Below are 14,269 nucleotides of genomic sequence, written 5' to 3' on the forward strand. Positions count from 1 at the left end.
GAGAATCGAACCACGCGCCATCAAGCGAAGACCAAAATCTTACCCTCTACTGACCGAAACTCGGCCTGTAGCAAGAGCGACGGTGCAAAAATACGGTCATCCGAAAAAGGTTAAGTAAGTGCCATTCGGGTCAGAGTCGAATTGATTGGGTGATCTGTCGTCAGGATGACAGGGTGAGCGGGTTTTGGATGGTTAGCTGGAAGCTGTTTGCGTCTGATAGCAATTTTGCCTGGGCGCCGACCTGTAACGTTACTTTATCGCGGATGTGGCCGAATGGCAGGCCAGTCAGGATCGGTACCGGGATATGGGCGCGTAGGTAGGCTAGCATGGTATTGAAGTCGTAGCCGTTGTCGTGCTCGCCTAGGCGATATTCGGAGAAATCGCCTAGTACGATCGCTTGCTGCCGGCCCAGGATGCCGGCATATTGCAGTTGCAGCAGCATGCGTTCGATGCGGTAGGGATGCTCGCCGATGTCTTCCAGGAACAGGATGCCGTCTTCAATTTGCGGTAAGTAAGGGGTGCCGATCAGATGGTTCAGCATCGCCAGGTTGCCACCCCATAGCGTGCCGCTGACTTTGACGGCGGGATTATTGGCGGCGCTGATTTGCAGCACCTGCTCGGGCTGCCGCAGGCATTGCCAAAAGTGCGACATCGTGAATTCGCTTAACTCGGGGCTGCCGAAATCGCTGCACAGCATGGGGCCGGCAAGACTCGGGGCTCCGGTCTGGGCTAGCAAAGCTAGCTGCAGCGCAGTGACATCGCTGTGGCCGACAAATATTTTCTTGCTGGCGGCCAGGCGGCGCATGTCCAGCAGCGGTAACAAACGCGACATGCCGTAGCTGCCGCGTATCGCCAGCACGATCTGTACTTGCGGATTGTCGATCGCCTCGTAGATCTGCCCTACCCGCGCAACATCGGTGCCGCCGAAGCGCTGGTGTTTTGCGGCCGGGTCGTAATAGTCATAGACCACGCAACCCTGGCTCTGCAACGCCAGGATGCCACGCGCCAGCGCTGCTTCGTCGGGGGCGTAACCACCGGGTGCGATCAGCGCCACGCCGATGGATTGTTTGAGGTGAACCTGGGGAGCTTGGGTAGTTTCAGTCACGATTGTTTTTGTTGGGCTTGCCGGCGTTCGGCGAAAAATTCTTTGAGTAGTGTGCCACATTCCTCAGCCAGAACGCCAGCCGTCAACTCGGTGTGATGATTCAATTTTTCCTGCTCGAACAGATTGAGCACCGAGCCGCAGGCGCCGGTCTTGGGATCGCTGGCGCCGTACACCACGCGCGCCAGTCTGGCGTGCATCATGGCGCCGGCGCACATCGCGCACGGTTCCAGGGTGACGTACATTTCACAACCGGGTAGACGATAATTGCCGAGGATGGTGGCGGCTGCACGCAGCGCCATGATTTCCGCATGCGCGGTAGGGTCGTGATTGCCGATCGGCTGATTGAATCCGGTGGCGATGATTTGTCCGTCTTTGACGACCAGCGCGCCTACCGGCACTTCTCCCAAAGCCCAGGCATTGCGGGCCTGGGAAATGGCTTGTTGCATATAAATGGCGTCATGCATAGGCAAATAGGAAAGCAGCAGCTATCAACGGTCTTCGGAAATCTCGGCCCAGCAATTGGGCGTTTCATGCAGCACCAGTTTTTGCAAATGCAAACCGGTGCCGTAGTGATCCTTGTAAGCCGCCTTGAGGATATCGTAGGCGGTGCGCGCCAGATTCTCGACGGTCGGGATGCGATCGATGATGACGGTCTTGTGATCCGGCAGGGTCGCCAGGAAATCGCGCACTGCCGTGTCTTTTTCGTAGACCAGGAAAGCGTGATCCCATACATCCACCAGATGCTGTTTCGCCAGCGTCTTGATGTCGGAGAAATCCATGATCATGCCGTTGTCGGAACTGCCTTCGACTTCAATCACCGCGCCGACCAGGGTAATTTCCAGCGTATAACGATGGCCGTGCAGATTGCGGCACTGGCTCTTGTGATCGGGAATCCGGTGTCCGGCATCGAATTCGAGTTTGCGGGTGATGGTAAGCATAGGTATTCGGTTCTTTATAAAATCTGTTCAGGGAATCTGCAGCAGCTTGTGGGTCTGCAAGCTAAGCTTCCATTTCGGATTGCGCTTGCAAGTCTCAATTGCCAGCGCCAGATTGTGCGCCAGTTGCGGGCCATCCATGGCCTGTACATAGAAATGTTCGAAATCAAGCGATTCGTATGCCGCCAGCGATTGGCCGATTTGCGGAATCACTACTTTCAACTCATTGCCCTTGCGCAGCTTCAACACTGAACCCATCTTCGGACTGACGCAAATCCAGTCTATGCCCGGCGGCGGCAGCAACGTGCCGTTGGTTTCGATAGCGATTTCAAAACCGGCCGCGTGCATGCTGTCGATCAGCGCGGCATCCAGTTGCAGCAGCGGCTCGCCACCGGTGAACACCACGAATTTGCTGGCAGTGTATGTCTCCGGCCAGAGCGCATTGATGGCGCCGGCGAGCGATTCGCTATCCTTGAACTTGCCGCCACCCTCGCCGTCGGTACCGACAAAATCGGTATCGCAGAACTGGCAGACTGCCGTGCTGCGGTCTTCTTCGCGGCCGGTCCACAAATTGCAGCCGCTGAAGCGGCAAAACACCGCAGGGCGGCCGGCATGCGTGCCTTCGCCTTGCAGTGTGTAGAAAATTTCTTTGATGCTATAGGTCACGGTGCTTCTCGCATAATTTCATCAGCCGGCAATGGAGCAATAACAGCGCAACAGTGGAGCAACAACGGAGCTACGACGGAGCTACATCGCGACAATCCGTCGCATGGCCGGCCTGATACGGTCAATACTCGCAGTTTTCCGTCATTTTCTCTATCAAAAACGAAGGCTGTTACTGGTGTGGGAGATAGGTCGACTTGCGGGAAAACCGCGTTTTTGCTTCATTTCTGCGTCATAGATATGAAATGACGGGCAAATAGCGACCTAACCCGTCATTTTAACGTAGAACGACCATTCCCGCGCAACACAGGCAAATCGGGACAAACCGAGACAAACCGGCCTGCCGAATGCAAAAAAATCAAGATTAGAAATTGACGACCAATCCTGTACTCAATATGCCGTAACGCTGATTAAACCGCTGTGCCGTCAGTGTGTTGTAGGCGAAAGGAATCTCGCCGGTGAATTGATGGCTCATGTACTCACCTCTAACAAAAATCGCGGCATTTTTAACGATTTTGTACATGATTTCCCCCATCAGGATCTGGTTGCTTTTAGTCGCAATCCCGCCCCGGCTTTGAATGATGTCATCGATGTGATTGCGATTCAATGCCTGGTATTGATATCCGGCGCGTACCTGCCAATCGTCCATGCTCCACTTCCCCGTCAGCCCGGCTTGGAAATAAACTGCGTTGTACTGGGTTTCCTTTTGAACGTTGATGCCGTAGGCGCTATTCGGCGCTGAAAAACGATCGATCACGGTATTTGCATTGCACTGCTGCGACAAGGCTCCGACCACTGCAGTCGAACCGAAATCCACGTTGTAGTGGCAACCGTTTTCGGTGGCGGTGCCGCTAATCTTCCCTACACTGACCCGGCTGCCGCCGGCGCTGACAAACATCGACAATTCGGTATGCGCCAGAATTAGCCAGGTATTGATCAGGTCAAGTTGATATTGAACATCCTTAGGGTCAGCGACCGTTACCGAATTCAAGGTGACGCCAGCCACCGAGGTAGAAGACGTTTTTGTCAATGCATCCGCATAATTTCCCCACGCACCCAGGCGCAGCGCCATGCTTGGCAAATATCCCGAGCCCTCGACCAATTTGTACTGCGCTGCCACCTGCCAGGTGTTGATCTTGGCGACATCGTTGCGATAGGAAATGCGCCTTTCCCACAGCGCCCCGTCCACCCACAACCGTGGGGTAATCGCTACGCCTGCACGCACGTGCGCGCCGTGATAATCACCTACATTAGTGCCAGCAAAATTCGTGTCTTTATCGCGCGCCTTGAAAACGTCAACCGTGCTGTTAAGCAGATCATAGCTGGCCTCAACCTGGCCCTCCCCTGGGGTATTGCTTTGGTTGGCAGAAAGAAACGCGTCCATCGGCGCCGCGCTCGCCGTCGAGGACGCAGCGGCGCAGCATGCCGAAAGACTGAGTGAGAAAAATAGCTTTTTCATTGAAAACACCTAAATAAATCTGTGACGGGAAATCCCGAAACTTGCACTCACGAAAAAATGGAGCGGCCAAACTTCGCCGCTCCATCGTTCTTCAGAATACCTAAACCGGACGGTATCGCTTACTCATTTATTTACTTATTTACCTACTTATTTACCTACTTATTTACCTACTTAACAGTCACAATCCCCTGGACACCCAAACCGCTCACCGGTGGCTGATTGGCAGCGGTAACCAGAACAGACAACCCTGTCGCAGGGGTGGTGTCCTGTTTGCGCAAATCGAGATTGGACATGACAAATTTCACGTTGAAAGTGCCTTTGAGGTTTTGCAAATTGGTGAACACCGTACTCTGGTTGCCTGGCTGCGCCTGAATCCCCGCGAGCAAGCGATTGAACAAGATGCCCATATTGAAGTTGACAGCATTGGATGGGCCGACTGAAATCGAATTTGCAGCTACATTGTTCAGCGTCAGGTTAGCCGTCACGCCGCTAGCGGTCTTGCCGTAGATGTATACCTTGGCCCCTGCCGGTACGGACGCGGATACCTGATTGCTGGCATCGACTGCGATATTCACTGTATCGATCGACATCTGCAATACTCGCCCGCTGGCGCCAGTGTCCGTCAATTCCAGCGCCATACCCACCGTGGTCGCCTTGACACCGCTGGCGTTAACCGGGATCGGTGTGCCATGAACAACAAACGTGAATCCGACCGTATCAAGAGAAGCCTGTGTAGCGCCGGTCACGGTCAAACCGCTGGTGAACTGGCTAAGTGTGTAGGTTGTTCCGTTGAGAGCGATCTGGTCGTTTTGGATGGACAGATAATTGGACGGAGTATTTAAGGTGCTCGTATCCAATGTCACCGGCGTGCCGGAATTGGTCGACTGCGTGGCAACGTCCGCTTTCAGCTTGGTTCCGGCGGCAGACTTCCCGGCCGCATCGCCTGCGATGGAAGCAGCAATGAATTGCTGCAGACTTGTGCCCGCAGCAGTCAAATCAACTTTGCCGGCATTCGCCGTTGTCAACAGCGCCGCGATCTGATTAGCGGCATCCCCAATCGTGGTATCTGCGTGCAATGATTTAGTCAACGCATTGGAGTCGGTGGATTGCGCCAGGGTTTGCGCTCCGGAAGCAATCCCCGCTGCGGTCAACGCAGCTACGCTCTTCGGGCTGTACGTCCCGATGTTCTGCTTGGTTACGGTCAACGCCGTAGCGGCGCTGGCCGCCACGTTTGTCAGCGATTGCTGCACGATGCCGTTCACAAGGGAAACATTGACGTTGCCAGTGGCGTCGACCAGCGTTGCTGTCGTATTAGCGGAGAGCGTCTTCACTACCGCCTGGACCACTTCGCCATATATTGCCTGGATTGCCGACGTGCTGGTATTTTGCGCCAACGTTCCGATAGTATTGGCGATCTGTTGCATGACCTGTTGCACCGCCAAGGTTTTTTTCTGCAGATCGGCATTCACCAGCGCACCGGCAGCATTCTTCGCTGCAGGGTCGATCTTGGTTACGTCAGTGCCGGCCGGCAGGCCTAATGCGGCGGCCAGCTGAGCAGCGGTCAAACCGGTGTTCACCAGCAAAGTGGTCAGCGGCGTGACAACGGTACTGCCGGCTGAAGCTTTGATCACGCCCTTAAACGGCAGCCCGGTATCGATATTGGTGCCGCCGCTCGCCACAACCGGACTCGAGCATGCCGGTGAAAACGCAAAATCGCCCTGTCCATTGGTAATGACTACCACCTCTCCCGCATCGGCTACTCCATTGTTATTGGTGTCGCACAGCACTTGCGCGCTGCTCAGATAGCCGTCCACGACCTTACCTGAAGCTGTAGCTGCCGCGACTGGCGCAGGTGGAACGGCCGCGCCGTCACCGCCACCGCCGCCGCACGCCGTTAACGTCGATATCGCCAATGTAACAGCCGCCGAGAGTATTGCATTTTTCTTATTGAACATTGTGGATCCCTGCCTTTATTTACGTAGTGCCAATGGAGAAAACATAATAAAACTAACGAAATATGACAAATTGCAACAAAATGTAATAAATATAGTTATTTATCTAAATTTAACATTTATTTTTTGAAATAAGTTTATCTGACGAAAACATTTTTTTGCTGCAACAATGATCGAATGAAGCCATCTCAAGGCATCAAAACAAATCTTCAAATACGCTCTGCACCGACGGCATCACCGGTCCTTTTGTTTTGATAGGATCAGGATCGCTGACCAGGTATCCATGATGATTTGCCTCTGGGTATTTTTTATTCTTCTGTGGCATTGTTGCCTGCCGGGATTATTGTTTCCAGCCGCGAAATTATCATCGGGCTTTTTGCGCCGACTTGACCATGCGTTTCAGTTTTCAGGATATTTTTTTGTAAAGTTTCCAGCGGGCATTTTTGTGCCACGTTTGCAGGTCATCTGCCGGCAATGCCGCTTGCCAGTCCGACAGCCGATGACATTAGACGGTGTTGCTTAATTACCACTCATCAACACATAAACGTATGTGTAACAGCGTGTAACAGCGCAAAAATGGTAAAAAGAGTAGAATTATGGCAATGAAGATGGTTTTAAGGCAACATATCGACATCAGTAGTCAATAAAAAGCCCCGTACCAACTACTGCGAATAGTAACAACGGCCGTTAATTGCAAAAAAATCAATTCCATGTTTCAAGTACAAGCTCCAAACTTCAAAAATCCTTTCGAATTTGAATTGTTGAGGCGCCTGACAGATATCATCTTGTTAGGAATAGCCGGCCATCTTGCCAGCAATTTTCGCTTCGGCGCCCCGCTCGATCTGACGCTCCCGATTCACGCAGTGCTGCTGTATTTTTGCTGCGCACTCGCTTTTTTTGCATTTCCGCACTTCGGCCTGTATGCCTCCTGGCGCGGGCGGTTCATGCCGTTCATGTTCGGCCGTCTTATCCTGTCGTGCGCAATGGTGCTGACGATCGGCCTGACTTTCGGCTTCCTGATTCACGGCGTAGGCGAGGTATCGCGGCTATGGCTTTTTTATTGGTATTTGACGAGCGTCTCTTTGCTGGTCCTGTATCGCATCGTCGTCTATGGCGCACTGCGCTTTTTACGCAAAAAGGGCATCAATACCAAACGCGTCGTGATTGTCGGTTACGGTAAAACCGGACAGGAAATGCACAAGCGCGCGGTGCAGCAAGATTGGTATGGCTACGAGGTAGCCGCGGTGTATGCCGATGAGAAAGATGCCGCCGCCTTGAACACCTCCGCTGTAATCCACATTGATACCTTGGAAGGCATCCATGATTATGTGGTGGCAAACCATGTCAATGAAATCTGGATCACCCTGCCGATGAGTGCTTCAGCGCAGCTGCATGAACTGCAGTATTTGTTGCGTAACACGCTGGTCGACATTCGCTGGATTCCCGATATGTTGGGGCTGCAAATGCTCAGCAAACGCATGGTCGATTTCCTCGGGTTGCCTACGGTGGATTTGAATCGCCCGGTTTCCCACGGCATGCGCGGCGGCGTCAAGCACTTGCTCGACAAACTGTTTGCGATAGTCGCGCTCACCGGCTTGGCTCCCTTGTTTGCGGTGATTGCCGTGTGCATTAAAGCCTCCTCTCCCGGCCCGGTATTCTTCAGGCAGGCCAGGCTCGGCTTGAATGGCAAGAAGTTCATGGTCTATAAATTCCGCTCCATGAAGGTCCATCAAGAACGCGACACCGTGACACAAGCCACACAGGGCGATCCACGCGTCACCCGGATCGGGCAATTTCTCCGGAGCACCAGCTTCGATGAGCTGCCGCAATTCATCAACGTGCTCCTCGGCGACATGTCGGTTGTCGGTCCAAGGCCGCATGCGCTGAAACACAACGAAATCTATGAAGAACTGCTGGAGCTGTACATGGCGCGGCACCGCGTCAAACCGGGCATCACCGGCTGGGCGCAAATTCATGGCCTGCGCGGAGAAACGGACACTGTCGACAAGATGGAAAAGCGGGTCGAGTTCGATCTGCATTACATCCAGCACTGGTCGCTCCTGATGGATTTCCGGATCCTGGTCTGGACCACATTCAGAGGGTGGACGAGCACTAATGCTTACTAATAACAAAAGCCATTCCGGCGCAGCCGCCCTCGTTTTGTGATCTACTCCAATGTCAGTCGTTGAGCCTGCGAAGCCAGAGCACACAAGCGTGCAATCAAAGCGTGTCATCTGGGGCGCCGTCATTGGCAATGGCCTGACGACCTACGACTTTACGGTGTACAGTTTTTCTGCAGTCATCATCGGCAAACTTTTCTTCCCGTCAGACAGCACATTTTCCTCGCTGCTGCTGTCGCTTCTCACATTTGGCGCAGGGTTCGCCATGCGCCCTGTCGGCGCCCTGATCATTGGCAACCTGGCCGACAGCAAGGGCCGCAAAGCGGGACTTACCGTATCCATTGCCTTAATGACGCTGAGCACCGGCATCATCGCGTTCGTACCGCCCTATTCCTCCATGGGTGCGCTATCCACACTGCTCATCATATTGGCAAGGCTGACGCAAGGCTTCGCGGCCGGCGGCGAAATCGGCGTCTCCTCTACTGTGCTGATGGAGTTGGCCCCCAGAGATCGCCGCTGCTATCTGGTCAGCTGGCACGCGGCCAGCCAGGCTGCCGCTGCGCTGCTCGGTGCGCTGATCGGGGCCGGCACGACGATGCTGACGCCCGCAGCTCTACACCAATGGGGATGGCGCATCCCATTCATGGTCGGCATGCTGATCGGGCCGGTGGGATGGTATATCCGCCGCCACATGGCGGAGGCGCCGATGAAGGGCAGAGGCAGGTCGTCCCTGAAGACGATGTTGGCGCGGCATCGCGTTGCGCTTTGCTTCGGCATACTGTCGATGTCGGCGCCCACTGCCTGCATTTACCTCATGGTGTACTACATGCCGACCTATCTGGTCAGGTCATTGCATATGCCGCACACCATCAGCCTGCTTTCGGCCTGCCTTTCCAGTGCCCTGCTCTTTGCCGGGACGCCCCTGCTGGCCAAAGTCGCCGACCGGCAACGTCTGCGCAAGCCGACGCAATACGTGACGCTGATCAGCAGCATCGTGCTGGTATATCCGGTTTTCCTGCTATTGACTTATGGGGTCGGGGAAATGCTCTCACTGCTGATCATCGGGGCATATACGGCGCTGGCGTTGTGCAACAACGCCGCTACCAGAGTGATGCTGATGGAAGCCTTTCCGCTTCATCATCGGGCGACTGGCATGGCGACAATCTACAGCATAGGCACCGTGATTTTCGGTAGCTTTTGCCCCTTTATCGTGACCTGGCTGATCGGCGTGACCGGTAACCCCATGGCCCCCGCGTGGTATCTGCTGGCAGCCTTATGCGTCAGCCTGTTCGCCCTGCTCTTGTTTCCGGATGCGGTTGAAGATTACTGACCGCCAAGGATTGCAACACTACGCCGCGTTGTAATGCCGTTCAGTTGAGACGCCAGAGATATCTCCCTCATGCGTCGTTCCCGCGAACGCGGGAATCCATTTTCATTGTTTCACTCGGTAATTTGGATCCCCGCGTTCGCGGGGATGACGGAGCCGCCATGGCGGCTGGCCACGTCATATCACTTAACTGAACGGCATTGCCGCCGCGTTGCGTTTTTTCACCAGCACCTGCAGCATTATTCTCGATGTCATTCGAGATACCCCACAACGCCATCGCGCGCAAATCCTGCGGCGACATTTCATAGGCCCGTCTAAAGGCGCGCGTAAAATCCGAAGCGCTGTTAAAGCCCAGTCCATACGCAATTTTCGATACAGGCAGGTTCGGAAACCTGACCAGTTCGGTGGCTGCCTCGCGTAGCCGGCAATTGCGAATATAGGCGCCGAGACCGCCTTCGTGTTCAAACAGACGGTACATGGTCGGGCGCGGCAGTTGCAATGCATCCAGCAGACTCGCGGGAGAGAGCGCGGCTTGATGGAGGTTGGCCTGGACATAGCGCCGTGCCTTGTCAAACATGGCCGCGCGAACCGCAGCGCGCGCATTGCCGCTAAGACTGGCCTGTTTGCCGAATGCGGCGAGCAGTAGCTGGACACTGCTATCGAGGGCTTTATTTGCTTCGCTTGCACTTATGCCCGGCAGGTTTTTGGCAAGCGCAGCCACATGCTCGACGAGCAGTCCCGTCAGCGGCGTGGTGTTTTCAAAGACACGGCCGTGAATCGATTCTGCATGAGGCAAGGCGGCTTCTACATTTGCGCGCGGTACAAACAACGTCAGCACCCGGCAGGAACTGCGATGCATGCGCACCGGCTGATTCATGTCCAGCGCAACAATGCTGGCCAAGGGGCGCTTGCCATTTCTGCTGCGTGGCGCGTGGACTCCCCCTATGGATTCTATCCCCCCATCCGTGAATACATGAAAAGCATAATCGCGTATGTTATCCGTGGAGATGCGCGCCACTGAACGCCTCAGCAATAGCGCGTCGGAAACGCAGTCGGTGAATACCCGATCGCCAATTCTGTAACGATCAATTGACGCATTGAATGGCATCTCGAGTTGCGCCAATGACGGCAGCACATCGATAACATGGCCGACCCGGTCGCGCCAGGCGAGCAGACGTCGTTGCGGCAGTTCACCCTTCACGTCAAAGCGATCCAGTTTTAAGTTGCCGCCCGGCAAAATATTGCCATGCGCATTGTCGTTTTTTGCACTATCCATCATCGTCATTGGCGCATCGCACTGAGACAGTGCGGACAGTGCGATTTAACCGGCACACATCCCGCACACATTAATGAACAAGCGGGATTGCGGGTTCTGCCGCCTCTCGTTGCTCATGCTTCCTGACAAGTATCATGCCACACCAATGCCATGTGCATTTCGCAATTCTTTAGCCCGCCCCATCTGCCATGGCAGCCGGATATGCAAGGTGTTGTTTTTCAGTCCGCGCAAGCAACAAAAACAACAATAAAAACAACAAAACAATGAAAGCAATTTCTCGGATTTTGGCCAGATGGTCCGCAAACGCGGCACAAAAATGCCCTATGGAAACTTTGAAAAAAAATATCCTCAAAACTGATACACACGGTCAAGTCTGTAGGAAAAATCCTACGATAATTTTGCGGCCGGAAACAATAATCCCGACAGGCAACAATGCCGCAGAATAATAAAAATGCCCGGAGGAAACTCATCATGGGTGCCTGGCCGGCGATCCGATCAAAAGGACCGGTGATGCTGTCGGTGCAGATTGTATTTGTGAAGATGTGTTTTGATTTTTTTTGATTTTTTTTTGATTTTTTTGATGCTTTGAGAAGACTTCATTCCGTCATTGTTACGTTACATGTTACGTATCAAACCGGACGTGATGATCAAGGTCCGATGCGTGAGCTGATTATTTGAAACTGCTTTTAGCCTTGATTTTTAAGAAAAATTTCCATTTTCCACAAAATGTATTGCGCTACAGAAATTTCTATTCTGAATGAATTTCCGGCTGGCACGCTCTTTGCGGAACGACCGTTGACTGGGCGGTTATCTGCAGCATCAAAAAAGGGAAAAACAAGATCATGAGAGCGTGGAAAAAATTGGGCAGCCGGCGGCATTCAAATGATGGGAAGTATTGCCAATTGATTGGGGCGGCATTCATGCAGTACTCGTCACGACCGGCTATCGATAACAAAAAAAATCAAATCCCATGTTTCCAATAAAACTTCCCAGCTTCAAAGGCCCAGCCGAATTTGAATTGTTAGGGCGCCTGACGGATATCCTCGTGCTAGGAATAGCCGGCCATCTTGCCAGCAATTTTCGCTTCGGCGCCCCGCTCGATCTGACGCTCCCGATTCACGCAGTGCTGCTGTATTTTTGCTGCGCACTCGCTTTTTTTGCATTTCCGCACTTCGGCCTGTATGCCTCCTGGCGCGGGCGGTTCATGCCGTTCATGTTCGGCCGTCTTATCCTGTCGTGCGCAATGGTGCTGACGATCGGTCTGATTTTCGGCTTCCTGATTCACGGCGTAGGTGAGGTATCGCGGCTATGGCTTTTTTATTGGTATCTGACCGGCGTCTCTTTGCTGGTCCTGTATCGCATCGTCGTCTATGGCGCATTGCGCTTTTTACGCAAAAAGGGCATCAATACCAAACGCGTCGTGATTGTCGGTTACGGTAAAACCGGGCAGGAAATGCACAAGCGCGCGGTGCAGCAAGATTGGTATGGCTACGAGGTAGCCGCGGTGTATGCCGATGAGAAAGATGTCGCCGCCTTGAACACCTCCGCTGTAATCCACATTGATACCTTGGAAGGCATCAATGATTATGTGGTGGCAAACCATGTCAATGAAATCTGGATCACCCTGCCGATGAGTGCTTCAGCGCAGCTGCATGAACTGCAGTATTTGTTGCGCAACACGCTGGTCGACATTCGCTGGATTCCCGATATGTTGGGGCTGCAAATGCTCAGCAAACGCATGGTCGATTTCCTCGGGTTGCCTACGGTGGATTTGAATCGCCCGGTTTCCCACGGCATGCGCGGCGGCGTCAAGCACTTGCTCGACAAACTGTTTGCGATAGTCGCACTGACCGGCTTGGCTCCCTTGTTTGCAGTGATTGCAGTGTGCATTAAAGCCTCCTCTCCCGGCCCGGTATTCTTCAGGCAGGCCAGGCTCGGCTTGAATGGCAAGAAATTCATGGTCTATAAATTCCGCTCCATGAAGATCCATCAAGAACACGACACCGTGACACAAGCCACACAGGGCGATCCGCGCGTCACCCGGATCGGGCAATTTCTCCGGAGCACCAGCTTCGATGAGCTGCCGCAATTCATCAACGTGCTCCTCGGCGACATGTCGGTTGTCGGGCCAAGGCCGCATGCGCTGAAACACAACGAAATCTATGAAGAACTGCTGGAGCTGTACATGGCGCGGCACCGCGTCAAACCGGGCATCACCGGCTGGGCGCAAATTCATGGCCTGCGCGGAGAAACGGACACTGTCGACAAGATGGAAAAGCGGGTCGAGTTCGATCTGCATTACATCCAGCACTGGTCGCTCCTGATGGATTTCCGGATCCTGGTCTGGACCACATTCAGAGGATGGACGAGCACTAATGCCTATTAATATTTTATGTGGGCAAATGTATAACAGCGTTAAAATATATGTGTTTTGCGCAACAAATCACAAATATCGGTTCAAAAGATCGCCACGATCTTGCGGAAAATAATCAAGTCATTGATTTTAAATGATATTTCTTCCGAACCAAAAATAATTCCATGTAGAAACTAACAATAACTAACAATTAATCCTCTGCCTATGCGAACAATCTGCTGAGAATAATTCGTAAATATCGCCATAAATAACGCCTAAACAGCGCGAAAAACATACGAAAAAACAACAAACGAACAACACCCGAACAACACTAAAACAACGCAAAAACAGCGCCATATCGATCATTCCGAATGGCAACATTGGCGCGCAACAACAAAAAGCAGAATTTCATGTCCAGAACAAAATACGCAACTTCAACAGCCCTGCCAAATTTGAAATGTTGCGGTGCCTTGCAAATATTGTCATGCCCGGGCGCCATCGTTCATGGATAACAACAGCCATTCCTCGCTAGACATCTGCGCACATCAAAGCGCTGAGTTTTCACACCAGGTGAACGCGAACATCCTGCGTGAGGATAGCGTGCCTGCCTCCGCAACCACGGCATTTCTCGATGCCGGCACGTTTGCAGCCGTGATAGCCAGTACACCACTGATAGCCATTGATCTGATTGTGGAAGATGAGCATGGCGCGGTACTGCTTGGCCTGCGCAACAATCCGCCGGCGCAAGGTTACTGGTTCGTGCCCGGCGGACGTATCCGCAAAGACGAAACGCGCAACGATGCCTTTGCCCGCCTGGCGCAAGAAGAGTTGGGACTACAGGCTGTCATGACACAAAGCCGGTGCGTCGGCATCTACGAGCATTTTTATGACACCAATTTCAACGGCACCCCAGGCGCGACCACGCATTACATCGTGCTGGCCTATTGCCTGCGCATAAAACGTGAATCGCTGCAATTACCGCTCGAACAGCATAGCCAATACATCTGGATGCAGCGGGATCAGATAGTGCAGCGCGCCGACGTACATCCCTACGCCCAAGCCTATTTCTTGAATTGAGC

General features: G+C 53.4%; 12 protein-coding genes. 4 read left to right on the forward strand and 8 right to left on the reverse strand.

The features are described from left to right. Positions 1-160 precede the first annotated feature (160 nt). The 7 genes from ldcA to KHU29_RS22400 all read right to left on the reverse strand — a co-directional run bounded on the left by ldcA (position 161) and on the right by KHU29_RS22400 (position 6,439). Complete coding sequence (gene ldcA, locus KHU29_RS19810; protein WP_343216076.1) at positions 161-1,105, reverse strand: muramoyltetrapeptide carboxypeptidase; 945 nt, start codon at positions 1,103-1,105, stop codon at positions 161-163. Then, the gene (tadA, locus tag KHU29_RS19815; RefSeq protein ID WP_211455034.1) at positions 1,102-1,569 is read right to left on the reverse strand and encodes a tRNA adenosine(34) deaminase TadA; all 468 of its coding nucleotides are present in this window, start codon (positions 1,567-1,569) and stop codon (positions 1,102-1,104) included. Before tadA ends, ldcA begins: the two co-directional genes overlap by 4 nt. A gap of 24 nt (positions 1,570-1,593) precedes the next feature. Continuing rightward, positions 1,594-2,043 (reverse strand): 6-carboxytetrahydropterin synthase QueD, encoded by a 450-nt coding sequence (gene queD / locus KHU29_RS19820; protein WP_014005360.1) that lies wholly within the window; start codon positions 2,041-2,043, stop codon positions 1,594-1,596. A gap of 27 nt (positions 2,044-2,070) precedes the next feature. Then, the gene (gene queE, locus KHU29_RS19825) at positions 2,071-2,706 is read right to left on the reverse strand and encodes a 7-carboxy-7-deazaguanine synthase (protein WP_211455035.1); all 636 of its coding nucleotides are present in this window, start codon (positions 2,704-2,706) and stop codon (positions 2,071-2,073) included. A gap of 361 nt (positions 2,707-3,067) precedes the next feature. Beyond that, positions 3,068-4,162 (reverse strand): hypothetical protein, encoded by a 1,095-nt coding sequence (locus KHU29_RS19830; protein WP_211455036.1) that lies wholly within the window; start codon positions 4,160-4,162, stop codon positions 3,068-3,070. A 167-nt stretch (positions 4,163-4,329) separates the two neighbouring features. Then, on the reverse strand, positions 4,330-6,117 hold the full coding sequence (locus KHU29_RS19835) for a hypothetical protein (protein WP_211455038.1): 1,788 nt from the start codon (positions 6,115-6,117) through the stop codon (positions 4,330-4,332). 193 nt (positions 6,118-6,310) lie between these two features. Further along, entirely contained in the window at positions 6,311-6,439 is a 129-nt protein-coding gene (locus KHU29_RS22400) for a hypothetical protein (protein WP_281416157.1), read from the reverse strand. Positions 6,440-6,824: 385 nt separating this feature from the next. On the opposite strand from KHU29_RS22400, the gene KHU29_RS19840 reads away from it, so the two are divergent. Both KHU29_RS19840 and KHU29_RS19845 read left to right on the forward strand, forming a co-directional pair. Next, entirely contained in the window at positions 6,825-8,240 is a 1,416-nt protein-coding gene (locus KHU29_RS19840) for an undecaprenyl-phosphate glucose phosphotransferase (RefSeq protein ID WP_211455040.1), read from the forward strand. 88 nt (positions 8,241-8,328) lie between these two features. Continuing rightward, the gene (locus KHU29_RS19845) at positions 8,329-9,564 is read left to right on the forward strand and encodes an MFS transporter (RefSeq protein WP_343216077.1); all 1,236 of its coding nucleotides are present in this window, start codon (positions 8,329-8,331) and stop codon (positions 9,562-9,564) included. A gap of 67 nt (positions 9,565-9,631) precedes the next feature. On the opposite strand, the gene KHU29_RS19850 is transcribed toward KHU29_RS19845, so the two are convergent. Beyond that, complete coding sequence (locus KHU29_RS19850) at positions 9,632-10,846, reverse strand: helix-turn-helix domain-containing protein (protein ID WP_246542331.1); 1,215 nt, start codon at positions 10,844-10,846, stop codon at positions 9,632-9,634. A gap of 1,036 nt (positions 10,847-11,882) precedes the next feature. Between KHU29_RS19850 and KHU29_RS19855 the strand changes: the two genes are divergently transcribed. Beyond that, positions 11,883-13,223: an undecaprenyl-phosphate glucose phosphotransferase gene (locus tag KHU29_RS19855; protein WP_343216078.1), complete on the forward strand. Its 1,341-nt coding sequence runs from the start codon at positions 11,883-11,885 to the stop codon at positions 13,221-13,223. A gap of 471 nt (positions 13,224-13,694) precedes the next feature. Further along, positions 13,695-14,267 (forward strand): GDP-mannose mannosyl hydrolase, encoded by a 573-nt coding sequence (locus KHU29_RS19860; protein WP_211455046.1) that lies wholly within the window; start codon positions 13,695-13,697, stop codon positions 14,265-14,267. The last annotated feature ends 2 nt before the right edge of the window (positions 14,268-14,269 follow it).

It is taken from the genome of Collimonas antrihumi, assembly GCF_018304965.1.
Lineage (GTDB): Bacteria > Pseudomonadota > Gammaproteobacteria > Burkholderiales > Burkholderiaceae_D > Collimonas > Collimonas antrihumi.